This is a genomic window from Lentzea flava, assembly GCF_014648475.1.
GTDB lineage: Bacteria > Actinomycetota > Actinomycetes > Mycobacteriales > Pseudonocardiaceae > Lentzea > Lentzea flava.
Genome location: NZ_BMRE01000002.1, coordinates 39965 through 65541 on the forward strand (window position 1 = coordinate 39965; position 25577 = coordinate 65541).

Here is a 25577-nt window from a genome sequence, read left to right on the forward strand (position 1 = left end):
ACTGGTTCACTCGAAAGTGATCTCAGCAGAAGGGAGTTCACGTGGTGACCGAACGTGCGCTATCCAGATTTCCTCGACCTGTTGAACCGATGTCGCCGTGCCGCCGGCGCAGCACGACGTAGGCTGGGTCACCGTGGCGCATGCTTTCGCCTCGTTGGAGACCGCAGGTCCGGTGGCCGTGTGGGTCATCGTGCTGAGCTTCATCTTCTTCGAGTGCGCGTTCATCTTCGGGTTGTTCCTGCCCGGTGACTCGCTGCTGTTCGCCGCCGGCGTGGTGCTGGCGCAGCACAACAGCGAGCTGTCGGCGTGGGCGCTGTCCGGGGTGGCGCTCGTCGTGGCCGTTGTCGGCAACCAGGTCGGCTACTACATCGGCAGGCACACCGGTACGCGCGTGCTCGCCCGCAAGGGCGGCAAGGTGCTGAACCGGCAGAACCTGAAACGCGCGGGCGACTTCCTCGACCGGCGCGGGTTCTGGGCCGTCGTGCTGGCCCGCTGGATCCCGTGGATCCGCACGCTGGCGCCGATGATCGCCGGTGCCGCGCGGATGGACGTCCGCCGCTTCACGCTGGCCACCACCATCGGGGCCATCGCGTGGGTGCCGACGCTGGTGCTCGCCGGGTACTACGGCGCGGGCATCCTGCAGGAGCTGCCGTGGCTGGAGACGGCCGCGTTGATCGTGAGCATCGCGTTCTTCCTCGGCGGCACCGGGTGGGGCATCTGGCGCTACCGGCAGGAGATGCGCAAGCCGATCGACGAGACCAGCGAGGACCTCGAGCACGTCAGCGAGCACCACGCCCGCTGAAAACCTGCCACCCTGGCCTTTCACCGAAAGGCAAAAGGGGTTCAGGCATGCAATTTTTCGGCGTATTAGTCGTTTCGATTGCACTGTTCGGCGCAGTAACACCGACACGGGCAGAGGCGATGCCGAACTGCGGTGACGTGCTCAGACAGAGCATCGCGTTGACCGCCGATCTGGAATGTCCGGGTGTCACCGGACTCGTCATCGGAGCCAACGGGGTGAATCTCGACCTCAACGGGCACAGGCTGAACGGTTCTCCCGCGCTCAGCCTGACCGGCGTCGACGGCACGACGATCCGCAACGGCACCATTCCCGGCAACATCGTCGCGGCGGACGCGACCAGCACCAGGTTCGTCGACATGGCCGTCGGCCGGCAGAGCTCGAACGCGGTCTACGACTGGACCGGCACGACGTCGGTGACGTTCCTGCGCAGCAAGCTCGACATGTGGCGGCTCTTCTGCGGTGCGCGGTGCCACCTGCTGCGCAGCACCTTCACCATGAACCAGATCGGCGCGACCCACCTGATCATCCAGGGTGACCAGGGACAGACGAACTGGATCAACCACGTCGGCGCCGTCCAGGCCGACATCGTCAACACCAGGCTGAACCCCCTGACCGTCGGCGGATCCGAGCGGCTGACCATCCGCGACAGCGAGCTGGACGGGTTCGAGGTGATCGCCACCGGCCGGCTCGAACTGCTGCGCAACACGTTCAGCGGCGGCAACTGGCTCGGCGTCCACCGGCCGGTCAACGGGGTCATCCGCGGCAACAGGTTCGAGAAGATGAAATCCGCCGGTCTGTTCGTCGACCCGAAGGAAACGCTCACCGGCCCGTTGGTGATCGAACGCAACACCTTCGCCGACAACGCCGGAGACGGCCTGCGCATCGACATTCCCGTTCCACTCGACATCACCGTTCGCAAGAACACGAGTGAGAACAACGGCCAATACGGAATGTGGGCGACGGCGGGCACCGTGAAGGACGGTGGAAAGAACGTCTCGAACAACGACGCCCTCGGTTGCTTCACCATCGTGTGCTCTTAGAGCACCTCGGTGATCAGCAGATCCGCTGAGCCCTTCGACGAATTCACCATCAGCGCGTTGACGTGATCCGTGCCGTGCAGCACCCGTTCCCGCGCCTCCGACAAGGTGCGCCCGTACCGCAGGTGCCGGTCGATCAGGCGCTGCACGCGCACGTCCTCGTCGATGAAGAGGAACCACGCCTCGTCGAGGATGATCCGGACCCGCTTCCACTTGTCGTAGTTGAGCAGCAGGTAGTTGCCCTCGGTGACGACGAGCGGGACGTCGGGGTGCACCGGCACCGCGCACGCGATCGGCTCCTCGATCTCGCGGCGGAACTCCGGCGCGTAGATCATGTCCGGCCCGCACGCCTTGATCCGGCCGAGCAGGTCGACGTAACCGGGGATGTCGAACGTGTCCGGCGCGCCCTTGCGTTCGACCAGCCGGAGCCGTTCCAGCTCGCGCTGGGCGAGGTGGAAGCCGTCCATCTCGACGAGAACGGCCTGGCCGTCGAGCGCCTCGACGAGCCTGCGCGCGAGCGTCGACTTGCCGGAACCGGGTGCCCCGCCGATCCCGAGGATCTTGCGCTCGCCCAGATCGGTGAGCGCTCGGGCCCGCTCTAGCAGCTCCTCGAACCTGACCTGCTGTCCTGCCACCGTGCCAGCCTCTCAACCCAGTCCCCGACCGCACCGACCCGAACAGCTGCCGCCTCCGACGCGAAGCCGATGGCGGCGACCGGGTCCGCACCTGACGCCAGCGCGTAGGCGTACGCGCCGTGCCAGACGTCACCGGCACCGTTCGTGTCCTTCACCTCCACCGCGGGCACGGGCACCTCTCCGGTCGAGCCGTTCCGCGACCAGGTCACCGGCTTCGCACCGTGCGTGCGAATGACCAGCGGCACCCCGTAGGAGTGCACCTCGGCCTCGGACCGTTCGAAACCGGAACTGCAAGCGGCAACGTCCACCAGCGGCAACAGGTGATCGAGGACAGGTTTCCAGCTCCCGGCGTCGAGCACCACAGGCAATCCCATCGCTTTCGCCTGCTGGGCGACGGGGATCACCAGGCCTTCATGGTGTCCGTCCAAGAGGACGACGTCCGCGGCGGCGAGCAGGCCGGACAAATCCGGCGCGACGACCGGCATCGACGCGTTGCGCGAAACAACAGTGCGCTCCCCATCTGCGTCTCTGACGACAACCATGCTCACGGGCGTCGTACCGGCCACTGCGGTGACTTGGACCGGGTCCAAGGACGCCATGACAAATTCACCCAGTGCGTCGGCACCCAACGCGGTGAGCAGTGCCGACTTTCCGCCGAGTGCCGCAACCGCGCGCGCCGCGTTGGCCGCCGGACCGCCGGGCGACAGCACCGCGTCGAGCGAGCGGACCTTCTCCCCAGGAGCAGGGAAGGCGTCCACCCGCTGAGTCACGTCGAGAGTTGTCAGCCCGACACACAGCACGGCTGCCATCTGGGCTTCCTCCAAACGGGTAAGGTCCCGGCCATGGTCACCATGCGGGATGTCGCGGCTCTCGCGGGGGTCTCCATCACCACGGTGTCACACGTGATCAACGAGACCAGGCCGGTAGCCGATGACACGCGAGAGCGCGTCCAGAAGGCGATCGACGAAACCGGGTACACGGGTGACGCCATCGCGCGATCGCTGGTCATGGGCGGCACGAAGTCACTGGGCCTCGCAGTGTCGCTGGTCTCCCACCCGTACTTCGCCGAGCTGATCGCCGCCATCGAGTCGGAAGCGACCCGCAACGGCTACTCGCTCGTGCTGATCGACACGCGGGACACCCCCGAATCCGAGCAGACCGCGGTCAGGATGCTGCGCTCGCGAAGAGTCGACGGGTTGCTGCTGACACCTTCGGCTGGCGCCGGGAGCCTCGTGCTGCCGGAGCTCAAGCGGCTCGGCATTCCCACCGTGCTGGTCGACCGGCTGACCGTGGCCAAGGACATCGACCAGGTCGGGCCGGAGAACGTCCAGGCCACCTCGGGTCTGGTGAAGCACCTCGCGGAACTGGGGCACCGGCGGATCGGCATCGTCTGCGGCAAGGCCGGCGTGGCGACGACCGAGGAGCGCATCCTGGGCTACCGGCTCGGCCTCGGCCGCGCGGGCCTCAAGTGGGACGAGGCGCTGGTGTCGCAGAGCGGCTGGCTCGCGCCGCTGCTCGACCAGGACGACCCGGCGACCGCGGTCGTCGCGGCCGATCACCTCGTCACGGTCGGCATGCTGCACGAGATGCGCGCCCGCGGCCTGAAGCTCGGCACGGATCTCGCCGTCGTCGCCTACGACGAGGTCGAGTGGGCCACGTTGATCGATCCGCCGCTCACCACCCTGGCTCAGCCGGTCGAGGAGATCGGGCGGACCGCCGTGAAGCTGCTGCTCTCCCGGATCGCGGATCCGCAGCGGCCGCCGGAGACCATCAGGCTCGCGCCCTCGCTGATGCACCGGCAGTCCTGCGGATGCTGATCCCCGGCCTCGTCTCCGTGACGTTCCGGCAGCTGACGATCCCCGAGATCGGTGAGCTGGCGCTGGAGTGCGGGCTGCAGGCCGTGGAGTGGGGCGGCGACGTGCACGTGCCGCCCGGTGACTTCGCGGCGGCACGGCGGGCGCTCGACACCGGGCTGAAGGTGGCCGCGTACGGGTCGTACTACCGGGCCGGTGTGTCCGATCGGGCCGACCTGGCGCCGATCCTGGAGACCGCTGCCGAGCTGGACGCGCCGCTCGTGCGGGTCTGGGCCGGCACGACCGGGTCGGCGGAGTGCCCTGACCGCGGACCGGTGATCGAGGCGCTGCAGCACGCCGTCGAGCACGCGGACGCGATGGGCACGCGGATCGCGCTGGAGTACCACCGCAACACACTGACCGACACGCTGGAGTCCGCGGTCCAGCTGCTCGACGAGGTCGACGGCGTGGTGCCGTACTGGCAGCCGAGCGGTGGCCAGGACGTGTTCTCGGCGGTGCACGAGGTGCGGACGCTGGAACCGGTGACCGCGCACGTCTTCTCGTGGGGACCCGGTGGTTATCAGGACCGGTTGCCGCTCGCGGCGCGCCGGGACCTGTGGAAGCCGGTGCTGACCGAGCTCGCGCGGGACGGCATCGAGCGCAACGCGTTGCTGGAGTTCGTGATCGACGACTCGCCGGAGCAGTTCCGCGAGGACGCCAGGACGTTGCTGAGCTACCTCAAGGCGTCGTGACGTTCAGGCCGTGGCGTTCCAGCAGCGCCGCGGCCTCCAGGCACATCCACCCGCCGAGCTGGACCGACAGGTCGCGGCCCTCGCGCTCGTCCGCCGGGACCGTCCACTCCGGACCGAACAGCGGGCCGCTCACCGCCATCAGGCGGTTCAGCCACGCCGCCTCCGCCGACTGGATCACGAGCTCCCTGGCGAGGTCGGCAGTGTCGTGGAGATCAGGTTCGAACTCGGGGATCGTCAGCGCGGCCTGCGCGAGGTAGCGGGTGAGGATCCCGGCGAACAGGCCGCCGTCACCACCGCCCTGCCCCTTGATCACGCCGTTGGTGGCGAGGTCGTCGTGGACCGCGGTGATCGTGCGGGCGGCCTTCTCGAGCCACTTCGCCTGCTGGCCGTGCTTGGCCAGTTCGACGCACGCGCCGATCAGCACCCCTTGGCAGTAGGTGTAGATGTTCTTCTCGTACTCCCTGACCTCGCCGTTGGGGTGGACGTGCAGACCGTCCCACGCGAGGCCGCTGACGGGGTCGACGAGGTTGTCCTCGATCCAGTCCACGATGGACCGCGCGCGGGCGAGGTCGGTGCGGTCGTTCTGGCGGGCCAGGAAGATCGCGGCAGGGCCGTTGGCCGGCACGTTCTTGAAGTCGTCCTTGCGCTTCCACCAGATGCCGCCGCCGGCGTGGTCGGTCCAGCCGTCCCGCAGCTGTGCCGCGATCGCGGTGAGGGCCTTGGGTTTCGCGACGCCGACGATCTGCTCGGCGCGTTGGAGGGCGAGGCCGAGCCACGCCACGTCGTCGTAGAAGTCGTTGGTCCAGCCGAGGACGTTGCGCACCCGGATGCCCCGCACGACCTTGGCGATGGCCGCCTTGCGCAGCTCGCTGGGCGAGCGCAGGTAGCCGTCGACCATGCAGTCGAGCAGGTGCGCCTGCCACCAGTAGTTGAAGCTCGCGTGCAGCTTGTCCCGCAGCAACGGAGGCCACGCCCGCGCTCCGAGCAGCGTGCCCGGCACACCCCAGACCCGCCGCAGGTGCCTGGAGTACACCGCGCGCTCCGCGACGCCCGCGCGCGCCGCCAGCAGTTTCGCGATCACCACTGCGTCATGGTGCGTGCTTGACCGGTCAAGAAGCGCGGTGAATCACCCAGTGGTAGAGACCCATGGCGACAGAAGTTGTCAGGTTGTAACTGCTGACCTTCTCGCGCATGGGCAACCGCACGATCCTGGTCGCCTTGTCCCGCACCTCTTGCGACAGCCCGTGGCGTTCCGAGCCGAACGCCAGCACGGCGTTGTCGGGAATCGGGCCGGTCAGGAGATCACCGTCGGCGTCGAACGCGATCAGCTCGCCGTCGAAGTCGAGGTTCTCCGCCTTGGCGACCGGCAACGCGAAGTGCAGGCCTGCCGAGCCCCTCAGAACGTTGGGATGCCACGGATCCACGTCACCGGTGGAGATCACGCCACCCGCGCCGAGACCGGCCGCCACGCGGATCGTGGCGCCGAAGTTGCCCAGGTTGCGCGGGTTGTCGAGCAGGACGATCGGCGCGCCGCGGTCGAACGGCAGGTCCGGCCTCTCCGCGAACCCGGCCACGCCCGTCGGGTGGGTGCGGCCGACGCGGACGACGAAACCGGCCTTGTCGACCTCGGTGGCGGCCTTGAACTTCTCGATCAGGTCGGGTGCGTGCGTCTCGGCGAGGCTGATCGCGGCGCTGAGGTCCGTGGTGATCAACGGATGCACGTCGGCACCGAAGCGCAACGCGTGCTTAACAGCGTGAAAGCCTTCGAGCAGCACGGTGGCCAGCATAGAAGCCGATCCACGAGACGATCACGATCGACCCCAGCACGAGCTGCACCAGCGTCGACGCGCTCTCCGGGTACCAGACGCCATCGATGTAGTGGTCGATGAACCCGGTCTCCAGCAGCGGCATGCCCGCCAGCTCGCGGAGGTCGTTCTCCCACACCGTGAGCGGGCAGACCGTCGGAGTCACGATGCTCAGCACCGCCCACGCGCCGAGGGCCAGGTGCGGGTAGATCACCCACCGCCAGCGCCACGCCAGGAAACCGCCCACGAGCAGGAACGCGAGCACCGTGAAGTGCAACGCCATGACCGCTTCAGCAAGGAACCTGGCCATTCGCACCACCCCGCCCTCCAGACTAGGACGGGGTAGCTCGAACCGCGCTCGATAAACCGGATGAACCTCAGGCAAGACCGAGATCGTTCAGGTCCAGCAGGTACCGGTACGGCAGCCCCTCGGCCTCGATGGCCTCCTTGGCACCCGTACCGCGGTCGACGACCGTGGCGACACCGACGACCTCGGCACCGTGCTCGCGCAACGCCGTGACGGCCGTGAGGACCGAACCGCCCGTGGTGGACGTGTCCTCGACGGCGAGCACGCGCTGGCCCCGCACGTCGATGCCCTCGATCTGCCGCTGCATGCCGTGCGTCTTGCTGGCCTTGCGCACGACGAAGGCGTCGAGCACGTCACCGGCGGCCGCGGCGGAGTGCATCATCGCGTAGGCGACGGGGTCGGCGCCGAGGGTGAGCCCGCCGACGGCGACGAAGTCCCAGTCGCTGGTGAGCTGCCGCAGCAGCTTGCCGATCAACGGGGCCGCCGCGTGGTGCAGCGTCGCGCGGCGCAGGTCGACGTAGTAGTCGGCTTCCTTGCCGCTGGAGAGGGTCACCTTGCCGTGCACCACGGCCAACTCGCTCACCAGACGAGCGAGTTCCGACTTCGCGTTCGCGTCCAAGACCACTTCAGTTCGCACGGGTCGTCAGCTTCGCACACACGGGCGGCTGGTGCCGCATACCCTGCATCACCGTGAGCACCCTCTACGTCGAACAGCCGTGGACCGCGATGAGCCTCTTGTTCCGGCCGCACTACCGGGTGGAGGTGTTCGACGAGCACGACGCCCCGGTCGCGGTGGTCAGGGAGCGCACCGGAGCCGGGTTGCAGCTGCCGTTGCGGTACACCGGTTTCTCCGGCTGGACGACGTTCGACCTGGACGCCGTGGCGCCCAACGGCCAGCCGCTCATGCAGATCAGCAAGCGGTTCGGGCGCCGGCCGCACGTGCGCGTCAGCACGCCGCAGGGGCAGCTGATCGGGACGATCAAGACGCACGGCGCGTGGCGGCAGTCACTGCACGATGCGAACGGCCAGCAGCTGTGCTTCTTCGGTGACATCGGCCGCATCGAGACCGGCAGGCGCGCCAAGCGCAACGGCCGGCGGGTCCGGCGGGATCACGTGCAGATCAATCCCACCGCCGCCGAACCGTTGCGCTCGCTCGCCTTCGCGTGTGCCGTCGCCTTCGACGTCGTGCGCGGCACCGGGACCAGCCACCTGAGCAACAGCATGGACTGGCCTGCCTGACTACCAGGCGTCCTGGCGGAAGTGGCTCGGGCCGTCGTCCTCGTCGTCGTCACGACGTGAGCGCGGCTGGGGAGCGGCCGGGTTGCCCGACGCGATGATGTCGTCGATGTCCTGGCCCTCCTCGATCGCCGTGTAGGCGCGCTGGAGGTCAGGGACGCCGGTGGCGAGCGCCTTCTGCACGCCCTCGTCCATGACGCGGCCGGACGCGATGTCCTTCCAGCTGAACTCACCGGAGTCGATGCGCTGCTGGAGGTCCTTGAACTCCTTGGGCGCGTTGCCGCTGCGGGCGTACCGCTCGATCTCGGCGAGGTCCTGTTCGCTGACACCGCGCGACCGCGGCTGGTACTGGGCCGCCTGCTGGGCGACCTGCACCGCTGCCGCGGTCTTGGCGTCGACGTCGTCGAACAGCGCCTGCAACCGGGCCTGGTCGTAGGGGAACGTCACTGCTGTCCTCCGCCCGAGTTGCCGGTCCCGCCCGAGCCGGCACCGGCACCCGCACCTGCGCCACCGCCGCTGTTCCCACCGCTGTACCGGGTGGACGCGGCGTGGCCGGACTTGCCGAGCTTGTAGCCGTCCCAGGCGATGTTCTTGAGGCCACCGGTGACGGCCGACTTGCCGTTGTCGTACTTCTGCTTGCCGTCCTGCACGCCGTCGACCACGTCGAGGGCGTCGTTGACGTCACGGACGTCCTTGAGCTTCATCAGCGCGGTGCCCATGGCCTTGATGCCGTCGACCATGCCCTTGACGCCCTCGATGATCTGCTGGATCGAGAGGATGATCTTGCGGATGCGGTCGACGATCTGGATGCAGTCGTAGACGACCCACACGGCCTTGCCCCAGCCGACCACCGGGATGGGCGCCAGGATGACGGCTTCCATCAGCTTGGTGACGAGCATGTCGAGCAGCGTCAGCGCGAGGCCGCACGCCGTCCGGCAGGTCTGGGCCATGGACTGGAACTTGTTGCCGATGATCCGGGCGACCTGGGAGTCCGCCTCGATCGCGATGACCCACATGGTGTCCATGCGGCGTTCGAAACCCTGCGCGGCCTTGCCGTTCCAGTGCGGGTTGAGCTGGTTGACGCCCTCGCCCACGTTGTGGCGCACGGAGTCCAGGGCCTTGGCGACCTGGTCCCACGCGTTGGCGTTGGCGTCGATCTTCTCGAAGTCGCCGAGCAGCGGGTTGATCAGCGACTCGACGAGGTTCTCGCCGGTGACCTTCTCGTAGATCCAGTTGACGCCCTGGATCTTCCAGCCGGCCTTCTCGATGAGTTCCTTGGTGGTCTGACGTCCTGGGCGGTCCTCCGCCGCCGCCCTGAGGGCGACCGACGGGTCCTCGACGTCCGCGTAGGCCGTGGTCATCGGCCACCTCCCGCGTTCTGCATCAGCTGGACGCCGTGGAGGTCGACCTTCTCGTAGGAGTCGGCTGTCTTCTTCAGTGCCTCGGAGTCCTTGAGCATCATCTTGTTCGCGAAGTCCAACGTCTCCCCGTAGAGGTTCGCGACGCCGGTCACGACGGGATGCAGCAACGCCAGCAGGCCGGTGAACCCGCTGGTGTCACCGCCCTTGGAGATCGCGTGATCCTTGATGGTCAGGAAGTGCTGGGCGTTGCGGTCCAGCAGCTCGCTGTACCCGCGCAGCTCGTCCGGCACGACGTGGAACTGTTCACTCACAGGGGCTCCGACGCTCGGTTGGTCCAGCTGGTTCCGTTCAGGTGCGGCCGCGTCCGCCCGCGAACCGGGAGGCCATCTTGCGCACCAGGGCGCGCGGCAGCACCTTCGTGACGCTCACGATCGCCTTGTACTGGGCGCCGGGGATCGACAGCACCTTGCCGCGGCGCAGGTCGCGCAGGGCTTCGTGGACGAGCCGGTCGGCGTCGACGTAGAGCCAGTCCGGCGTCTTCGACATGTCGATGCCGGCCCGCTTGTGGAACTCGGTCTTCACGAAACCGGGGCACAGAGCCATGATCCGCACGCCGGAGTGTCCGACCGCGAGGGACATGCCCTCCGAGAACGACGTCACCCACGCCTTGTCGGCGCTGTAGCTGGTGCCGCGGCCGGGCAGGAAGCTGGCGACGCTGGACACGTTGATCACGTCGCCCTTGCCGCGCGCCATCATGCCGGGAATGGCGGCCCTGCACAGGCGCAGCACCGTGGCGACGTTGACGTCCAGCTGGGCCTGCAGCTTCTCGACGTCCGCGGCGAAGAACTCGCCGGTGTTGGCGAAGCCCGCGTTGTTGACGAGCAGGTCGACGGGCGACTCGGCCAGGCGGGCCTCGACCTTGGCGCGGTCACCGTGGTCGCTGAGGTCGGCGGGCAGGACGTCGACGTGCACGCCGTGACGGTCGTGCAGCTGCTGCGCGAGCTCCTCGAGCGCGGACGCCGTGCGCGCGACCAGCACGAGGTCGTATCCCTCTGCGGCGAGCCTGCGGGCGAAGGCGGCCCCGATCCCGACGGTCGATCCGGTCACCAGTGCGGTTGGCATGCCTCGGCACGGTAGTCGGATCTAGGTCGGGGTCGGAAGCGCGCCGATGATCACGCTCCGTTCTTCGTCGGGCGACGAAGGACGAGCAGACGCAGTGCAAGGCCCGAAACGACCAGAGCGACTCCGCCGAACAGCAACCATCCGACCGATGCACCCGTGTTGGCCAGCGTCACAGCGGACGCCGTGCCTGCGACGGCTACGGGCGGAACTACCTTTCCTCCGTACATCGTGATTCCCTCCGGGGGGTTCGGGGACACGACGCCTTACGCACGGAGTATCTGAATCACCGGGAAATGTTTTACACAGAGTGAAGTGTGACGTAGGTCACACCACTTTGGTGACGGACTGGAATACCGCTGGTGAGCAGTCGACGACGCGCGGTAGATCGCGTACTTGATCACCCAGTGTTACGAGAAAGTCTCGGTTACGGCTGCTTCCGGCCGAACGACGGACGGTAGACCTCGCCACCCTCGTCGTCCTCCGCCACCGGCTCCTCGCGCTCGGAGGGGTCCGGGTCGAACGGGTCGATGACGTCCGCGAGCTCGCCGATGTCGCGCAGCAGCCGCTCCAGGCGCGCAGGTGAGGAGTTCGGCGGCGCGGCGGCCAGCACCCAGTCGTTCTCCAGCCACACGACCGTGACGTCGCCACCGATCTCCTCGGCGGCGTCGATCAGGTCCGGCGTGATGATCTTGCGGGCGGCCGGCACGTCGGTGACGAAGGCGTAGCGCGAGCCCACCGGCCCGAGCAGGTCCGGCATCGGCATCTTGTCGTTGTCGCGCTGGAACGGGACCGTCGACAGCCAGAGCTCGATCACCACCGACAGCGCTCTGCGGCAGCGCACGCCGACCAGCACCGAGTTGACCTTGCCGCCGGTCTCGTGGTCGAGCACGTAGACCTGACGCCTGCCGTCCGCGGTGAAGGTCGAGCCCGCGACCACGTCACGGGCGAGCCCGGTGCCGTAGTACGCGATGGCGCCCGCCTCCCAGCGAGTCGGCAGCACGTGGTCTGTCTCCTCGAACTGCCAGCCGCGCAGAGCAGCCCAACGGCGCCGTTCACGATTACGCGCGGTTCGTTGCGCCCGGTCGGTCGCGAGCAGGGCGAACCCCGCCACGCCCGCCACCGCGGCGACGGTGAACCAGACCCACGCCGGTATGCCCACAAATGAAGCGTAGTGGGTCCGGCCCGAGGAACGAAGATCACTTCCGCGCGTCGCAGGTTCTAGACCGGTTGGAACAGCTCCACCGGGTTGCCCGACGGGTCGTCGAGCACGATCTGCTGCCCGCCAGGTCCCTTCACCACGTCGCTGCGGAACCGGACACCCCGCTCGCGGAGACGGTCCACTTCGGCGTCGATGTCGGCGACGATCAGATGGATCCGGTTCCAGCCGCCGGGGCCGGGCTTGGTGCCGTCGGGCATCTCCCGTCCTGCCGAGCTGGTCGGCCCGCTGAGCAGCAGACGCAGGTTGCCGCGGACGACGTCGGCGAACGCCGGTGCGAAGTTGGTGCGCACCTCGAACCCGAAGTTCCCGGTGTAGAAGGCGAGCGAGGCGTCGACGTCGTCAACGAGGTACCTGACGCTCACGAGATCGGTGGTCATCTCAGACCTCCAGAAGTCGGATCCGGCTCGCGAGGTCCGCGGCGGTGCGCCGGAACGCCGGCCACGTCTCGGCCTCACGAGCCGGATCGGGAATGCTCCAGTGGATGAGCCGCGGCCCGCCGGCGAAGGCGGGCAGCACCTCGCGCACCCGGTCGCACAGGCTGATGACGAGGTCGAAACGGCTGCGACGCACGGTGTCCAGATGAGTCGGCTCGTGCTCGAGCGCGATGCCGTGCTCGGCCACCGCCCGCACCGCGTCCGGGTGCAACGGCTTCGGATGGCTCCCGGCACTGGCGACCTCGACGCGGTCGCCGGCGCGGTGCCGCAGCAACGCTTCAGCCATCGGCGACCGGCCGCTGTTTCCGGTGCACACGAACAGCACCCTCGTGCCTGGCGGCACGGACGGTGCGGCGACGGTGAGGGCGGCGCCGGTCTCGGCCAGCGCCTGGGCCCACCGCTCCAGGTCCAGGTGGTAGTAGGTGTCGCGGCCGTCGAAACTGCTGCGCCGCGCGGTCACGAGGCCCGCGTCGCGCAGCTGTTTGAGGTGGTAGGAGACCAGGTTCTGCGGTTCTGCCACCGCAGCGACCAGCTCGCGGACCCTGCGGTCACCGGCAGCCAGCTCACACGCCAGCTGCCAGCGCAGCGGGTCCGCCATCAGCCGGAGGAACGGCGGCAGCGTCCTGGACACACCAGGGACAATACATCAATCCAGCTTGATGCACTGGTCGTGCGGCACAACGACGACCTGGTCGCCGTCCTCGTAGATGATCCGGCCGGGATCGTCGGACTCCAGCTTCTGCCACGCCACGCCGTGGGCGTCGAGGATCTCCAGATAGCCCGAAACGCGATCCACGAGATGCGTCGCACCGGACTTGAACCACGCGGTCGCGCCGGGATTGATCGTCCGGTCGTACACGGTCGGGTCGACCGTCGACGGGTCGGTGTAGGCCTCGTTGAACCAGGCGTTGTTCACCCGCCGGAACGACTCCTGTTCCTCGGTCAGCCGCCCGGACCTCGCCAGCCCGTTGAACAGCCCGAAAACCCCGGCGAAAGCACCACGCGCGTTGGGCTGCGCCGCCTGGAACCGCACGTATCGAAAGTCCCCCATGGGGCCGAAGTTACCCGGCCCCACGGGGGAAAGAACGTCAGACGCCGCGGCCCACGATCAGCCCGGACTGGTCGTCCAGCACGTCGACCCGGACCGTGTCGCCGTCGCGGACCTCACCGGCCAGCAGCTCCTTCGCCAGCTGGTCACCGATCGCCGACTGCACCAGCCGCCGCAACGGCCGGGCCCCGTACACGGGGTCGAACCCGTTCAACGCCAGCCAGTCGCGAGCCGCCGCCGTGACGTCCAGCGTCAGCCGGCGAGCCGCCAGCCGCTCGGCCAGCCGGGCGATCTGGATGTCCACAATGGACGTCAGCTCCTCGGTGGCGAGGGCGTGGAACACCACGACGTCGTCGAGGCGGTTCAGGAACTCCGGCTTGAAGTGCCGTTGCACCACCGACATCACGGCGTCGCGCCGTTCCACCTCCGACAGCGACGGATTGGCGATCGCGGTGGATCCCAGGTTCGAGGTCAGCACCAGGATCGTGTTGCGGAAGTCCACGGTCCGGCCCTGGCCGTCGGTCAGGCGACCGTCGTCCAGCACCTGCAGCAGCACGTCGAACACGTCCGGGTGCGCCTTCTCGACCTCGTCCAGCAGCACCACGGAGTACGGGCGGCGGCGGACCGACTCGGTCAGCTGGCCGCCCTGGTCGTAGCCGACGTAGCCGGGAGGCGCACCGACCAGGCGGGCCACCGAGTGCTTCTCGGAGTACTCGCTCATGTCGATGCGGATCATCGCCCGCTCGTCGTCGAACAGGAACGCCGCCAGCGCCTTGGCCAGCTCCGTCTTGCCGACGCCGGTGGGGCCGAGGAACAGGAACGAGCCCGTCGGGCGGTCCGGGTCGGCGACGCCGGCGCGCGTGCGGCGCACCGCGTCCGACACGACCCGCACGGCCTCGGCCTGGCCAACGACTCGGCGGCCGAGTTCCTCCTCCATGCGCAGCAGCTTCGCGGTCTCGCCCTCCAGCAGGCGGCCTGCCGGAATGCCGGTCCACGCCGACACGACGTCGGCGACGTCGTCCGGGCCGACCTCCTCCTTGAGCATGGCCGCGTCCTGAGTGGACGCTTCTGAGGCTGCCTCGAGTTCCTTCTCCAGCGCGGGAATCCGGCCGTAGCGCAGCTCCGCGGCACGTCCGAGGTCGCCGTCGCGCTCGGCTCGTTCCGACTCGCCGCGCAACGACTCCAGCTGCTCCTTCAGCGTGCGAACGCGATCGATCGAGCCCTTCTCGTTCTGCCAGCGGGCGGTCAGCGCGGACAGCTCCTCGCGCTTCTCGGCCAGCTCGGCGCGCAGAGCGGAGAGGCGCTCCAGCGAGGCCGCGTCGGACTCCTTCGACAGCGCCATCTCCTCGATCTCCAACCGGCGGACGGCACGTTCGACGGTGTCGATCTCGACGGGGCGGGAGTCGATCTCCATGCGCAGCCGGGACGCGGCCTCGTCGACGAGGTCGATCGCCTTGTCCGGCAGGAAGCGCGCGGTGATGTAGCGGTCCGAGAGCGTGGCGGCGGCGACGAGGGCGGCGTCGGTGATGCGCACACCGTGGTGCACCTCGTAACGCTCCTTCAGGCCACGCAGGATGCCGACGGTGTCCTCCACCGACGGCTCGCCGACCAGCACCTGCTGGAAGCGGCGTTCCAGGGCGGCGTCCTTCTCGATGTGCTCGCGGTACTCGTCCAGGGTCGTGGCACCGACCATGCGGAGCTCGCCGCGGGCCAGCATCGGCTTGATCATGTTGCCGGCGTCCATGGCCGACTCACCGGTCGCGCCGGCGCCGACGATCGTGTGCAGCTCGTCGATGAACGTGATGACCTGGCCGGCCGAGTCGGTGATCTCCTTCAGGACGGCCTTGAGCCGCTCCTCGAACTCACCGCGGTACTTGGCGCCCGCGACCATCGAGCCCAGGTCGAGGGCGACGACGCGCTTGCCGCGCAGCGACTCCGGCACGTCACCGGCCACCACGCGCTGCGCGAGGCCCTCGACGATCGCCGTCTTGCCGACGCCGGGCTCGCCGATCAGCACCGGGTTGTTCTTGGTGCGCCGCGACAGCACCTGCACGACCCGGCGGATCTCGGCGTCACGGCCGATCACCGGGTCGAGCTCGCCCTTGCGGGCGCGTTCGGTGAGGTCGACGCCGTACTTCTCCAGCGCCTTGTAGGTGCCCTCCGGATCGGGCGAGGTCACCCGCGCCGAGCCGCGCACCTTCTGGAACGCGTCCTTCAACGCGTCCGGCGTCGCACCGTGGCGGCGCAGCAGGTCGGCGACCTGGCCGCCGTGCTGGGCGAGTCCGACGAGCAGGTGCTCGGTGGACACGTACTCGTCGCCCATCTCGGTGGCGAGCTCCTGAGCCTTGCCGAGCACGCGCACGGCGTCGCGGGAGAGCTGCGGCGCGGAGACGGTCGAGCCGGAGGCGCTCGGCAACGAGCGGGAGAGCTGCTCCAGCTCCTTGCGCACGAGGGTCGGGTCGGCGCCCACGGCCGACAGCAACGGCGCGGTCAACCCGTCCGTCTGCGCCAGCAGTGCACTGAGCAGGTGCACGGACCCCACGTCCGGGTTCCCGTTGAGCGTGGCGGCCTGCACCGCCGCGGAAACCGCCTGCTGCGTCTTCGTCGTCGGGTTGAAAGCGTCCATTCCTCCACCTCGTGGTCAGCTTCCAGCATGGACCATCATCCCGCACAACGTCAGAAAAGTTGAGTCTGTTCCGCTCAACTACGAGAACGTGACGGCGATCGCGTCAAATCCTTCGGCAGAAGGTGTGAGGTAGGCGAAGATCGGCGCCATGACTTCGATCATCCACAACATCAGCGTCGATGCGCGCGACGCGTACGCGGTCGCGTCGTGGTGGAGCCAGGTGCTCGACCTGCCGATGCACCCCGACGACAACCCCGGCGACCCGGAGTGCCTGATCCAGCTGCCGAACGGGATCCGCTACCTCTTCATCAACGTCCCGGAGGACAAGTCGGTCAAGAACCGCATGCACCTGTGCCTGCAGCCGGCTGACGTGACCCGCGACGAGGAGGTCGAGCGGCTGCTCGGCATCGGCGCCACGGTCTACGAGGATCACCGCAAGGCGGACGGCACCGGCTGGGTCACCATGCGCGACCCCGAGGGCAACGAGTTCTGCGTGGAACGCAGCGCAGCCGAACGCGCCGCGACCTCCTGACCGCCGTCACTCGAAAGTACCAACAGCTTGTCCACAGCTGAGGTGGACTTGTCCACAATCCGCTGGTCAGTATCCACAGGTGAATCAAGCTCAGTGGCGACCGTCTGTGCACCAAAAGCCGTTGGAGTGACATCCACGGAGTCGCGCAGCGGCTGTTCCTTGATCAGCAGAACCGCGATCACCGTGAAGACCGCGAGACCGGCGGCGATGAGGAACAACTCGCCCATCGCATCGCCGTAGGAGTCCCGCACGACTGGGGAGAGGGAGCCGCGGTCGAGTGTCTTGGTGCTCACGTGGGCGGCGAGAACCGCGCCCAGCACCGAGACGCCGGCCGTCCCGCCCAGCGACCGCAGGAACGTGGCGGTGGAGCTCGCCGCGCCCAGGTCCGCCATGCCGACGCCGTTCTGCACCGCCAGCACCAGGTTCTGCATGGTCAGCCCCACGCCGACACCGACGAGCAGCAGGTAGGAGCCCATCAGGACGAGGTTCGTGGTGTGGTCGATCGTGCCGAGCAGCGCCAGCCCGATGACCAGCGAGAACGCACCCCAGACGAGGTAGCCCTTCCACTTGCCGTTCCTGGCGATGAGCTGCCCGCTGACCGTGGACGAGATGCTCAGCCCCAGCACCAACGGCACCGTGAGCAGCCCCGCCTTCGTGGGCGAGAACCCGCGCGCGATCTGGAAGTACTGCCCCATGAACACCGACGCGCCGAACATCGCCGTGCCGACCGCGATGCCGCCGAGCATCGCCAGCACCACCGTCCGGTTCCTGAACAGGTGCAGCGGGATGACCGGGGCACTGGCGCGGCGCTCGACGAAGTAGGCGCTGACCAGGGCGAGCAGGGCGCCACCGGCGAAGAGCGCGCTCTCCTCGCTGATCCAGGCGAAGTCCTTGCCCGCGAACGACACCCACATCAGCACCAGGCTCACACCGCCGGTGATGAGCGTGGCACCCAGGTAGTCGATCTTCACGTGCTGCCTCTTCGAAGGCAGGTGCAGCGTCTTGTGCAGCACGGCCAGCGCCACGAGCGCCAGCGGCACGCAGACGAAGAAGCACCAGCGCCAGCCAGGCCAGTCGACGAGGAACCCGCCGACGAGCGGCCCGCCGACCGTGCCCGCGGAGATCACCATGCCGGTGTAGCCGCTGTAGCGGCCGCGTTCCCGGGGACTGAGCAACGCGCCGACCACGACCTGGCCGAGCGCCTGCACGCCGCCCATGCCGAGGCCCTGGACGACCCGGAACGCGATGAGCTGCTCCATGTTCTGGCTCAGGCCGGACAGGACCGAACCGACGACGAACAGCACGATGCTCGTCTGCAGCAGCGTCTTCTTGTCGAAGAGGTCCGAGAGCTTGCCCCACAGCGGCGTGCTGGCCGTGGAGGCGAGCAGCATCGACGTGATGACCCACGTGTACTGGGTCTGGGTGCCCTTGAGTTCGGCCAGGATCGTCGGGAGGGCGTTCGAGACGATGGTGGAGCTGAGGATCGCGACGAGCAGCGCCACCCAGATGCCGGACAGCGCTTCGAGGATCTCCCGATGCGACGAGGGCCGGTTCAAGCACACCTCCAGTAGTTAGTTGATGCGATACAACTATATCCGGAGATAGTTAGCTAGGCCAACTAATTCGGTGGCTGATGGGTCACACGCACGACGAGGGCCGCCAGGCACGTTCGCCTGGCGGCCCTGTTCAAGCACCCGCGCGGGTCAGTCGGCTGCCTTGCCCGCCTTGACCCCGAAGTAGTCGCCGCCCTTGCGCTTCACGTCGTCGGTGCCCCAGTCGCGAATCCGATCGACCGGGATCATCCGCGGGATGTGCTTGCGGCAGTGGATGTAGGCCTCCTGCACCTCGACCACCACCCACCGCTCCACCTTCTTGTCCTCGGTGGGGATCTCGTCCCGCGACACGATCCGGGCGCGGCCGTTCACGTGCAGCCCGATCAGGTCGTCGGTGAAGTCCACCATCAGCATCCCGACGTGCGGGTTCTCCATGATGTTGCCCAGGGAGGCCATCACGCCGTTGCCGCGGTACTCGGGGTACGCGACGGTCCGGGAGTCGATCACCTGGATGAACCCCGCCGGCCCGGCCCGCAGGGTCGAGTCGCACTCCCCGTCGGCATCAGCGGTCGAGATGAAGGCCATCTCCATCCGGCCGACGAACTCGGCCATCGCGGGGTTGAGGTGGTCCAGGACCTGGTCCGAGTAGAAGCGTGTGGCGCGATCCTGGGTCTCCAGGGCACATTGGAGGAAGTGCTCACCGCGTGAGCCAGGTAGCTCAACACGGTCGGGTGAGGTGGTTTCAGTCAGCTCAGGCAGGGACACGTGCCACACCGTTGCACGCAAGCGAGCAAGTCGGTACAGACGCCTAGCGCATTTCACACTGTTGCGCTAACAACTAGTTGCGTAGGGTAACCAGACTTCGCTCGAAGGTGGCATCAAGGAACCAAACCCACCGATCAGGGGTTACTGTCCACTCTGTCGGGGGACGGATGCTTGACGAGGACTACCGCGCCTTGCTGGCGCCAATGAGAACGTGGAGACTGCGCGCGGACCATGACTGCGAACGCTGTGCTGAGCCCCATCCCTACCCCGCCCCACCGAGAACCCCCGCCTGGCGTCACCGCGATGGTGCGGATGATCCGGGAGAGTTTCGCGGTGGTGGAGCCGCACGCCGAAGAAGTGGCGAAGTTCTTCTACGGCATGCTCTTCTCGCTCTCGCCTGCCACACGCGAGATGTTCCCCGCGAACATGGAGGTGCAGCGGAGCCGCCTGCTGCGCGCTCTCGTGCACGTGGTGCAGATGGTCGACCGGCCGGACGACCTCATCCCCTTCCTCCGCCAGCTGGGCCGTGACCACCGCAAGTTCGGTGTCATCAACGTCCACTACGAGGCTGTCGGCACCGCACTGCTGTCCGCGGTGAAGAAGTTCGCTGGCGCCGCCTGGACGCCGAAGGTCGAGATGGCGTGGGCAGAGGCCTACACGTTGATGGCGCGGGCGATGCAGGAGGCCGCCGACGCCGACAACGGGCCCGCCTACTGGCACGCCACCGTGCTGGAGCACCAGCGCGTCTCGTGGGACCTGGCCGTCGTCCGGCTGCAGCCCGACCACCCGGTCAACTACCGGGCCGGTCAGTACGTCAGCGTGGAGACGCCGCAGCGCAAGCGCCTGTGGCGGTACTACTCGCCGGCGAACGCACCGCGTGAGGACGGTGTCATCGAGTTCCACATCCGGTCCGTCGACGGCGGCTGGGTGTCACGCTCCGTGGTCGGCCACACCCAGGCCGGTGACACGTGGCGGATCGGACCGCCCATGGGACGTCTGCAGGTCGACCGCACGGCCGGATCGGACATCCTCATGGTCGCCGGCGGCACGGGCGTCGCGCCGATGCACGCGATCATCGACGAGATGGCGCAGTGGGGCGACAACCCCCGCGTGCACCTGTTCTACGGCGGCCGCACCCGCGAGGACCTCTACGACCTCGACAACCTGCAGCGCATCGCGACCACGAACCCGTGGCTCACGGTCGTGCCGGTGCTCGAGTCGGACCCCGGCGTCCGCGGTGTCGAGCAGGGCACCCTGGCCGACGTGGTCACGCGCTACGGAGCGTGGGAGGACCGCGACGTCCTGGTCTGCGGCAGCCCGGCCATGATCCGCTCGACCGTGTCCCGCATGCTGGTCGCCGGCACGCCTCTGGACAGGATCAAGTACGACCCGTTCACCCTGGACTAGACTCGGCACGTCGAAGCGACTGGCGTGCCGAGGGTGGAACTGACCACCGGGAAGCGACGGCCGTGCGCACCGAACGCCTGGGTGCCCGGTACGGAGATGCGCCGTGCTCTCACACGTCGACCCTGAAATCGCCGCCCTGATCCAGGCCGAGGCCACGCGGCAGTCCCGCAAGCTGCGGATGATCGCGTCCGAGAACGACGTCTCGGCAGCCGTGCTTGAAGCAACAGGCTCGGTGCTGACGAACAAGTACTCCGAGGGCTACCCCGGCAAGCGGTACTACGAGGGCCAGCAGATCATCGACCAGGTCGAGCAGCTGGCGATCGACCGGGCGAAATCGCTGTTCGGCGTGGACCACGCCAACGTGCAGCCGCTGTCCGGTGCCCCGGCGAACCTCGCCGTGTACCTCGCGTTCCTGCAGCCGGGCGACACCGTCATGGGCATGTCGCTCCCCATGGGCGGCCATCTGACGCACGGCTGGAGCGTCTCCGCGACGGGCAAGTGGTTCCGCGCGGTGCAGTACGACGTCCGCAAGGACACCGGCGTCGTGGACCTGGACGAGGTCCGCGACCTGGCCCTCGCCGAACGCCCGAAGGTCATCTTCTGCGGCGGCACGGCGATCCCGCGCACGATCGACTTCCCGGCCTTCGCCGCGATCGCCCGTGAGATCGACGCGATCCTGGTGGCCGACATCGCCCACATCGCCGGTCTGGTGGCAGGCGGCGCCCACCCGTCCCCGGTCGGCCACGCGCCGGTGATCACCACGACCACGCACAAGACCCTGCGCGGTCCCCGCGGCGCCATGATCCTGTGCGACGCCGAACACGCGAAGGCGATCGATCGGGCAGTGTTCCCCGGTCTGCAGGGCGGTCCGCACGACCACACGACCGCCGCGATCGCCGTGGCGCTGCACGAAGCCGCCCAGCCGGAGTTCCGCGAGTACGCCCACACGGTCGTGGCGAACGCGAAAGCGCTGGCGGACGCGTTGCTGGAGCGCGGCTTCGACCTGGTCTCCGGCGGCACGGACAACCACCTGATCCTGATCGACCTGACCTCGAAGGCGATCGCCGGCAAGCCCGCCGCGCAGGCGCTGGACCGCGCGGGCATCGAGCTGAACTACAACGCGGTGCCGTTCGACCCGCGCAAGCCGTTCGACCCGTCGGGCATCCGGCTCGGCACGGCCGGGATCACCACGCGCGGCCTCAAGCCGGAGCAGATGCCGTTGATCGCGGACTGGATCGACCGGGTGATCGCCGCCCACGACAACGAGCAGGCGCTGGACCGCATCGCCACCGAGGTCGAGGACCTGCTCGGCACCCTCTAGAGCGCCGGTCAAGTAGTCACCCACAGGTCCCTCACCAGCCCCACCGTGGCGCACGCGGGGAGCTTTCGTGCGTTCTGACAGTACGAAAGGGCCCCGCGTGCCGTCCGGCAACCGGGCGATCAGTTGCTGGGATGGGGGCGTTCCAGGCTGGCGGCGGCGACACGAACCTCCTCTAGCGCCCGGCGGGCGACTGCCGCGAAGTCCCCGCCGGTCTCGAGCCATCGGGCGTAGCCGCGGCGGAACGCCAGAATCCCCAGTTCAGCGGCAATGTCGGCGTCGAGCTCCGACACACCGCGCTGCCGCAGCGCGTCCTTCATCGCGCGGGCGAACCCGGCCATCTTCAACGCGTCCCGCTCGCGCAGCTCGTCGTTGCTCGCGATCACCGCAAGCCGCCGCGGCCCGTTCGCCCTGCGCTCCTCCGTGAAGGCGACGGCCACGGCCACGAGCGCCGCCTCGACCGCGGTCAGCGCGCCGGCTGACTCGGGCGCGCCGGCGACTCCCTCGGTGATCAGCTCCAGCAGCTCGTCCTGGCCGCCGAACAGCACCTCGCGCTTGTCCCGGAAGTGCCGGAAGTAGGTGCTCTTCGTGAGCCCAGCCCGTTCGGCGATCTGCGCGACCCCGGTGTTCTCGTACCCCTGCTCGCTGAACAGGTCGAGTGCGGCGCGCACCAACCGATCTCGCGCGTCCGGCTCCCATCGGCCCATGCCCCCATCCTAAGTGATGCGACTTAGTCCCATCACTCTGCTACGGTTGATGAGACCAAGTCCCATCACTTTGAGGAAGTGCGGACCATGAAGGTCTTCGTCACAGGTGCCAGCGGACACATCGGCTCGGCGCTGGTCCCGGAACTGCTCCACGCTGGTCACGAGGTCGTCGGGCTGGCCCGCTCGGACGCCTCGGCCACCAAGCTCACCGATCTCGGCGCGAAGGTCCAGCGCGGCGACCTCGACGACCTGGACGGGCTGCGCAAGGGCGCGGCCGAGGCGGACGCGGTGATCCACCTGGCGTTCAAGCACGAGGAGATGTTCGCCGGGAACTACGCCGGTGCGTCCGCCGCCGACATCGCGGTCGTCCGGGCGTTCCTCGACGAGCTGTCCGGCACGGGCAAGGCGCTCATCGGCACCGGCGGCACGTTGTCGTACTCCGGGCTCGGTCGTGTCGCCACCGAGGAGGAACGGGTCCCGGACGACCACAGCCGCGGCACCGCCCGGAATCTGGTCATCGACGCCCAGGACGTCCGGGGCGCGGTGGTCGTGCTGCCACCGACCGTCCACAGTGAACTCGACACGGCCGGCTTCATCCCGCTGCTGGTGAGAATCGCCCGCGACACCGGGGTTTCCGGCTATCCCGGCGACGGCACGAACCGCTGGTCGGCCGTGCACACGCTGGACGCGGCACGGCTGTACCGGCTGGCGGTGGAGAAGGCACCCGCCGGTTCGGTGCTGCACGCGGTCGCCGAGGAGGCCGTGACGCTGAAGGAGATCGCCGAGGTCATCGGGCGGCGGCTGGAGGTACCGGTCCAGAGCGTTCCGGCTGAGCACTTCGGCCCGCTCGCGAACATGGTCGCGCGGGACGCACCCACGTCCAGCGCGCGCACGAAAGCGCTGCTGGGCTGGGAAACGAAGGAACCCGGCCTCCTGGAAGACCTGGAGTCCGGGTTCTACTTCGACCAGAGGTGAGCTTCGAGCACCAGGTGGGCGGAGGAGAGCGCACCGTCCGGATCCGGTCCGGTGAGCGCGGCTTCCTCGAGGACGGCAAGAGGTTCCGGTCGGCGCAGCCACTCGGCCAGGCGTTCGTCGACGCCCTTGCCGTTCCTGAGCTCCTCCTCCACCAGGGCGGCCAGGGCTCGCGGTGTCGCTTCGAAGTACTCCTCGATCGCTCGCTTCTTCCGCTCGTCACCGCGTTCATGGGTGCCGGTGGCCATGCGCAGCCAGAAGAAGTCCACGTCGAGTTCGCCGGCCGCGATCAGTTCCAGCACGCGCGGCAGCAGGTAGCGCACGAAGGCCTCGTCGCCGACCGTGCCTGACTTCAGCCAGTACTTCTCCACCTGCTCAGCGGAAAGCTCGCGCAACGGCACGGTGGTGAACGGCGCGATGTCGGCCGCGTCCACGCAGTGATCGCAGAACTCGACCACCGCCGGACGCGGTGCCGCGAACACCTCGTAGAGGCGCTCGATCTCCGGTTTCACTTGCGGGGCTTGGGCTTCCACACGACGAGCGACGTCTCCTGCCGGAGCGGGACCAGGTCCCGCCGGTAGGAGGCGTGCACCGCGGCAGCCGCGTTGTCCGCCGCCGCCAACGCCTGAGCGAGCTCCTGCTGAAGCTCGGCTACCCGCGACCGCAGCGCGTCGACCTGGTTCTCCAGCTCGATGATCCGCTTGATCCCCGCGAGGTTGACGCCCTCCTCCTGGGAGAGCCGCTGCACCTCGCGCAGCAGCACGATGTCGCGCATCGAGTAACGGCGGCCACCGCCGGGCGTGCGACCGGGCGAGACCAGACCCATCCGGTCGTAGGACCGCAACGTCTGGGCGTGCAGACCGGACAGCTGCGCCGCAACCGAGATCACGAAGAAGGGCGTGTCCTCGTCAGTCCCAGGAGGAAACGGAAAACCCATGGAACTCACCGCCCTTCGAGAAGTGCGTTCAGATCACCACGCGGGTCGTGGTCCTTCGTCACGTCCGCGTACGCCTCGAGCGCCTTGCGCGCCTCGGACGAGAGGTTGTTCGGCACCGCGACCTCCAGGGTGATCAGGAGATCGCCGGAGGTGCCGTCGCGCTTCGTGATCCCCTTGCCCCGAGCCCGCAGCACACGCCCTGAGGCGGTGCCGGCAGGCACCTTCAAGGTCACCTTGCCGTCCAGCGTCGGCACGGTCAACGTCGTTCCCAGAGCCAGCTCCGGGAACGTCATCGGTGCCCTGAGCGTCAGATCGTTGCCCTGGCGCCCGAAAACGCTGTGCGGGTTGACGTGCACGCGCACGAACAAGTCGCCGGACGGTCCGCCGTTGCGGCCGGGTTCACCTTGTCCGGCAAGGCGAATCCGCTGGCCGTCGTCGACGCCCGACGGGATCCGCACGGTCAGCGTGCGGGTGCGGGTGCTGACGCCGTCGCCACCGCACTCGGGGCACGGGTCGTCGATGATCCGGCCGGTTCCGCGGCAGTCGCGGCACGGCTCGCTGAACGCGAACGCGCCCTGCGAACGGGTCACCAGGCCCGAACCGGAACAGGTCGCGCACACGTGCGGCGTCGTGCCCGGTTTGGCACCGGAGCCGCCACACGTCGTGCAGGCGGCGGGGGACGACAGGCGCAGCGGCACCGTCGCTCCCTTCACCGCCTCGGTGAAGTCGATGCGGACGTCGGTCTCGACGTCCTCGCCGCGGCGCGGACGCGTGGCGGAAGCCGCTCCACCACGCCGGTTGAACAGGCCGCCGAGCAGGTCGCCGAGGCCACCGCCGCCGGTGCCCTGCGCGGCACGGCCGAACAGGTCGTTGACGTCGAAGCCGCCGGAGCCGAAGCCACCGCCGGGGAAACCGCCGCCGCCCGCGAACAGGCGACGGGCCTCGTCGTACTGCTTGCGCTTGGCCGGGTCCGACAGCACGCCGTAGGCCTCGGAGACCGCCTTGAAGCGGGCCTCGGCCTTGGCGTCGCCGGGGTTCGCGTCGGGGTGCAGCTCGCGGGCGAGCTTGCGGTAGGACTTCTTGATCTCGTCCGCCGACGCGTCGGAGGAGACGCCCAGCTCGCGGTAGAAGTCCTTTTCGATCCAGTCCCTGGCACTCACCGGACGTCCCCTCCTTTCGCAGTGGTGTGGCGCGGCACGTTGACGCGCG

30 protein-coding genes and 1 riboswitch are annotated in these 25577 nt (G+C 68.5%); of the genes, 9 read left to right on the forward strand and 21 right to left on the reverse strand.

Going from position 1 to position 25577, the window contains the following annotated elements; genetic code table 11:
- The first annotated feature begins 133 nt into the window (after window positions 1-133).
- On the forward strand, window positions 134-802 hold the full coding sequence (locus IEZ09_RS04345) for a DedA family protein (protein ID WP_189252260.1): 669 nt from the start codon (window positions 134-136) through the stop codon (window positions 800-802).
- A 137-nt stretch (window positions 803-939) separates the two neighbouring features.
- Window positions 940-1842 (forward strand): right-handed parallel beta-helix repeat-containing protein, encoded by a 903-nt coding sequence (locus IEZ09_RS04350; protein WP_189252261.1) that lies wholly within the window; start codon window positions 940-942, stop codon window positions 1840-1842.
- Here the strand turns inward: IEZ09_RS04350 and IEZ09_RS04355 are convergent.
- Both IEZ09_RS04355 and IEZ09_RS04360 read right to left on the reverse strand, forming a co-directional pair.
- On the reverse strand, window positions 1839-2474 hold the full coding sequence (locus IEZ09_RS04355; RefSeq protein WP_189252262.1) for a nucleoside/nucleotide kinase family protein: 636 nt from the start codon (window positions 2472-2474) through the stop codon (window positions 1839-1841). The two genes, IEZ09_RS04350 and IEZ09_RS04355, sit on opposite strands and share 4 nt — an antisense overlap.
- Complete coding sequence (locus IEZ09_RS04360) at window positions 2438-3283, reverse strand: PfkB family carbohydrate kinase (RefSeq protein ID WP_189252263.1); 846 nt, start codon at window positions 3281-3283, stop codon at window positions 2438-2440. The genes IEZ09_RS04355 and IEZ09_RS04360 overlap by 37 nt, the downstream gene beginning before the upstream one ends.
- A gap of 33 nt (window positions 3284-3316) precedes the next feature.
- On the opposite strand from IEZ09_RS04360, the gene IEZ09_RS04365 reads away from it, so the two are divergent.
- Both IEZ09_RS04365 and IEZ09_RS04370 read left to right on the forward strand, forming a co-directional pair.
- Window positions 3317-4291, forward strand: a complete 975-nt coding sequence (locus tag IEZ09_RS04365; RefSeq protein ID WP_189252264.1) for a LacI family DNA-binding transcriptional regulator — start codon at window positions 3317-3319, stop codon at window positions 4289-4291.
- A complete protein-coding gene (locus tag IEZ09_RS04370) occupies window positions 4285-5019 on the forward strand; it encodes a sugar phosphate isomerase/epimerase family protein (RefSeq protein ID WP_189252265.1) in 735 nt (244 codons plus the stop codon). Before IEZ09_RS04365 ends, IEZ09_RS04370 begins: the two co-directional genes overlap by 7 nt.
- Here IEZ09_RS04370 and IEZ09_RS04375 read toward each other — a convergent pair.
- From IEZ09_RS04375 to pyrE, 4 genes are all read right to left on the reverse strand, one after another.
- On the reverse strand, window positions 5006-6103 hold the full coding sequence (locus IEZ09_RS04375) for a glycoside hydrolase family 76 protein (RefSeq protein WP_189252266.1): 1098 nt from the start codon (window positions 6101-6103) through the stop codon (window positions 5006-5008). The genes IEZ09_RS04370 and IEZ09_RS04375 overlap by 14 nt on opposite strands.
- A 25-nt stretch (window positions 6104-6128) precedes the next feature.
- On the reverse strand, window positions 6129-6806 hold the full coding sequence (locus IEZ09_RS04380; RefSeq protein WP_189252267.1) for a TrmH family RNA methyltransferase: 678 nt from the start codon (window positions 6804-6806) through the stop codon (window positions 6129-6131).
- Entirely contained in the window at window positions 6766-7134 is a 369-nt protein-coding gene (locus IEZ09_RS04385; protein ID WP_189252268.1) for a DUF2784 domain-containing protein, read from the reverse strand. Before IEZ09_RS04385 ends, IEZ09_RS04380 begins: the two co-directional genes overlap by 41 nt.
- A gap of 67 nt (window positions 7135-7201) precedes the next feature.
- Complete coding sequence (gene pyrE / locus IEZ09_RS04390) at window positions 7202-7756, reverse strand: orotate phosphoribosyltransferase (RefSeq protein WP_189252652.1); 555 nt, start codon at window positions 7754-7756, stop codon at window positions 7202-7204.
- Between the two features lie 65 nt (window positions 7757-7821).
- Here pyrE and IEZ09_RS04395 point away from each other — a divergent pair, with 65 nt between their 5' ends.
- Entirely contained in the window at window positions 7822-8370 is a 549-nt protein-coding gene (locus tag IEZ09_RS04395) for a hypothetical protein (protein WP_189252269.1), read from the forward strand.
- On the opposite strand, the gene IEZ09_RS04400 is transcribed toward IEZ09_RS04395, so the two are convergent.
- The 9 genes from IEZ09_RS04400 to clpB form a co-directional block, all read right to left on the reverse strand.
- Window positions 8371-8814 (reverse strand): hypothetical protein, encoded by a 444-nt coding sequence (locus IEZ09_RS04400; RefSeq protein WP_189252270.1) that lies wholly within the window; start codon window positions 8812-8814, stop codon window positions 8371-8373. It abuts the gene before it with no gap.
- On the reverse strand, window positions 8811-9728 hold the full coding sequence (locus IEZ09_RS04405; protein ID WP_189252271.1) for a WXG100 family type VII secretion target: 918 nt from the start codon (window positions 9726-9728) through the stop codon (window positions 8811-8813). The genes IEZ09_RS04400 and IEZ09_RS04405 overlap by 4 nt, the downstream gene beginning before the upstream one ends.
- Window positions 9725-10039 (reverse strand): hypothetical protein, encoded by a 315-nt coding sequence (locus IEZ09_RS04410; protein WP_189252272.1) that lies wholly within the window; start codon window positions 10037-10039, stop codon window positions 9725-9727. Before IEZ09_RS04410 ends, IEZ09_RS04405 begins: the two co-directional genes overlap by 4 nt.
- A gap of 37 nt (window positions 10040-10076) precedes the next feature.
- Window positions 10077-10850: an SDR family NAD(P)-dependent oxidoreductase gene (locus tag IEZ09_RS04415; protein WP_189252273.1), complete on the reverse strand. Its 774-nt coding sequence runs from the start codon at window positions 10848-10850 to the stop codon at window positions 10077-10079.
- 424 nt (window positions 10851-11274) lie between these two features.
- A complete protein-coding gene (locus tag IEZ09_RS04420; protein ID WP_112226517.1) occupies window positions 11275-12009 on the reverse strand; it encodes a TtfA family protein in 735 nt (244 codons plus the stop codon).
- Window positions 12010-12068: 59 nt separating this feature from the next.
- Window positions 12069-12446 carry a VOC family protein gene (locus IEZ09_RS04425; RefSeq protein WP_189252274.1) on the reverse strand — a complete coding sequence of 126 codons (378 nt, stop codon included), beginning with the start codon at window positions 12444-12446 and terminating at the stop codon, window positions 12069-12071.
- A gap of 1 nt (window position 12447) precedes the next feature.
- Window positions 12448-13134, reverse strand: coding sequence for a metalloregulator ArsR/SmtB family transcription factor (locus IEZ09_RS47660; RefSeq protein WP_308202366.1), 687 nt, complete (start codon window positions 13132-13134; stop codon window positions 12448-12450).
- Window positions 13135-13149: 15 nt separating this feature from the next.
- A complete protein-coding gene (locus IEZ09_RS04435; protein WP_189252275.1) occupies window positions 13150-13554 on the reverse strand; it encodes a hypothetical protein in 405 nt (134 codons plus the stop codon).
- Between the two features lie 37 nt (window positions 13555-13591).
- Complete coding sequence (gene clpB / locus IEZ09_RS04440; protein ID WP_189252276.1) at window positions 13592-16177, reverse strand: ATP-dependent chaperone ClpB; 2586 nt, start codon at window positions 16175-16177, stop codon at window positions 13592-13594.
- A 148-nt stretch (window positions 16178-16325) separates the two neighbouring features.
- Here clpB and IEZ09_RS04445 point away from each other — a divergent pair, with 148 nt between their 5' ends.
- Window positions 16326-16709 (forward strand): VOC family protein, encoded by a 384-nt coding sequence (locus IEZ09_RS04445; protein WP_189252277.1) that lies wholly within the window; start codon window positions 16326-16328, stop codon window positions 16707-16709.
- On the opposite strand, the gene IEZ09_RS04450 is transcribed toward IEZ09_RS04445, so the two are convergent.
- Window positions 16607-18265, reverse strand: coding sequence for an MDR family MFS transporter (locus IEZ09_RS04450; RefSeq protein ID WP_229812240.1), 1659 nt, complete (start codon window positions 18263-18265; stop codon window positions 16607-16609). The two genes, IEZ09_RS04445 and IEZ09_RS04450, sit on opposite strands and share 103 nt — an antisense overlap.
- A 147-nt stretch (window positions 18266-18412) precedes the next feature.
- The gene (locus tag IEZ09_RS04455; RefSeq protein WP_229812241.1) at window positions 18413-19036 is read right to left on the reverse strand and encodes a pyridoxamine 5'-phosphate oxidase family protein; all 624 of its coding nucleotides are present in this window, start codon (window positions 19034-19036) and stop codon (window positions 18413-18415) included.
- 294 nt (window positions 19037-19330) lie between these two features.
- Between IEZ09_RS04455 and IEZ09_RS04460 the strand changes: the two genes are divergently transcribed.
- Together IEZ09_RS04460 and glyA are read left to right on the forward strand one after the other, a co-directional pair.
- Window positions 19331-20434, forward strand: coding sequence for an FAD-binding oxidoreductase (locus tag IEZ09_RS04460; RefSeq protein ID WP_229812242.1), 1104 nt, complete (start codon window positions 19331-19333; stop codon window positions 20432-20434).
- A gap of 5 nt (window positions 20435-20439) precedes the next feature.
- Window positions 20440-20524: riboswitch (ZMP/ZTP riboswitch) on the forward strand.
- A 13-nt stretch (window positions 20525-20537) separates the two neighbouring features.
- Entirely contained in the window at window positions 20538-21755 is a 1218-nt protein-coding gene (glyA, locus tag IEZ09_RS04465) for a serine hydroxymethyltransferase (RefSeq protein WP_189252279.1), read from the forward strand.
- Between the two features lie 119 nt (window positions 21756-21874).
- On the opposite strand, the gene IEZ09_RS04470 is transcribed toward glyA, so the two are convergent.
- Window positions 21875-22459, reverse strand: a complete 585-nt coding sequence (locus IEZ09_RS04470; protein WP_189252280.1) for a TetR/AcrR family transcriptional regulator — start codon at window positions 22457-22459, stop codon at window positions 21875-21877.
- An 87-nt stretch (window positions 22460-22546) separates the two neighbouring features.
- Between IEZ09_RS04470 and IEZ09_RS04475 the strand changes: the two genes are divergently transcribed.
- A complete protein-coding gene (locus IEZ09_RS04475) occupies window positions 22547-23434 on the forward strand; it encodes an SDR family oxidoreductase (RefSeq protein WP_189252281.1) in 888 nt (295 codons plus the stop codon).
- Here the strand turns inward: IEZ09_RS04475 and IEZ09_RS04480 are convergent.
- From IEZ09_RS04480 to dnaJ, 3 genes are read right to left on the reverse strand one after another with little or no spacing between them, the layout of a single operon-like run.
- A complete protein-coding gene (locus IEZ09_RS04480; RefSeq protein WP_189252282.1) occupies window positions 23416-23943 on the reverse strand; it encodes a hypothetical protein in 528 nt (175 codons plus the stop codon). The genes IEZ09_RS04475 and IEZ09_RS04480 overlap by 19 nt on opposite strands.
- Window positions 23940-24368, reverse strand: a complete 429-nt coding sequence (locus IEZ09_RS04485; RefSeq protein ID WP_189252283.1) for a heat shock protein transcriptional repressor HspR — start codon at window positions 24366-24368, stop codon at window positions 23940-23942. The genes IEZ09_RS04480 and IEZ09_RS04485 overlap by 4 nt, the downstream gene beginning before the upstream one ends.
- Window positions 24369-24373: 5 nt before the next feature.
- Window positions 24374-25528: a molecular chaperone DnaJ gene (dnaJ, locus tag IEZ09_RS04490; protein ID WP_189252284.1), complete on the reverse strand. Its 1155-nt coding sequence runs from the start codon at window positions 25526-25528 to the stop codon at window positions 24374-24376.
- Window positions 25529-25577: the final 49 nt, after the last annotated feature.

Bases quoted from the DNA above. Each gene is read 5' to 3' on its own strand.
- IEZ09_RS04360 (WP_189252263.1), bottom strand. From the start codon at position 3,283: ATGGCAGCCGTGCTGTGTGTCGGGCTGACAACTCTCGACGTGACTCAG.
- IEZ09_RS04365 (WP_189252264.1), top strand. From the start codon at position 3,317: ATGGTCACCATGCGGGATGTCGCGGCTCTCGCGGGGGTCTCCATCACC.
- IEZ09_RS04370 (WP_189252265.1), top strand. From the start codon at position 4,285: ATGCTGATCCCCGGCCTCGTCTCCGTGACGTTCCGGCAGCTGACGATC.
- IEZ09_RS04380 (WP_189252267.1), bottom strand. From the start codon at position 6,806: ATGCTGGCCACCGTGCTGCTCGAAGGCTTTCACGCTGTTAAGCACGCG.
- IEZ09_RS04385 (WP_189252268.1), bottom strand. From the start codon at position 7,134: ATGGCCAGGTTCCTTGCTGAAGCGGTCATGGCGTTGCACTTCACGGTG.
- IEZ09_RS04405 (WP_189252271.1), bottom strand. From the start codon at position 9,728: ATGACCACGGCCTACGCGGACGTCGAGGACCCGTCGGTCGCCCTCAGG.
- IEZ09_RS04415 (WP_189252273.1), bottom strand. From the start codon at position 10,850: ATGCCAACCGCACTGGTGACCGGATCGACCGTCGGGATCGGGGCCGCC.
- IEZ09_RS04425 (WP_189252274.1), bottom strand. From the start codon at position 12,446: ATGACCACCGATCTCGTGAGCGTCAGGTACCTCGTTGACGACGTCGAC.
- IEZ09_RS04435 (WP_189252275.1), bottom strand. From the start codon at position 13,554: ATGGGGGACTTTCGATACGTGCGGTTCCAGGCGGCGCAGCCCAACGCG.
- clpB (WP_189252276.1), bottom strand. From the start codon at position 16,177: ATGGACGCTTTCAACCCGACGACGAAGACGCAGCAGGCGGTTTCCGCG.
- IEZ09_RS04445 (WP_189252277.1), top strand. From the start codon at position 16,326: ATGACTTCGATCATCCACAACATCAGCGTCGATGCGCGCGACGCGTAC.
- IEZ09_RS04460 (WP_229812242.1), top strand. From the start codon at position 19,331: ATGGTGCGGATGATCCGGGAGAGTTTCGCGGTGGTGGAGCCGCACGCC.
- IEZ09_RS04470 (WP_189252280.1), bottom strand. From the start codon at position 22,459: ATGGGCCGATGGGAGCCGGACGCGCGAGATCGGTTGGTGCGCGCCGCA.
- IEZ09_RS04475 (WP_189252281.1), top strand. From the start codon at position 22,547: ATGAAGGTCTTCGTCACAGGTGCCAGCGGACACATCGGCTCGGCGCTG.
- IEZ09_RS04485 (WP_189252283.1), bottom strand. From the start codon at position 24,368: ATGGGTTTTCCGTTTCCTCCTGGGACTGACGAGGACACGCCCTTCTTC.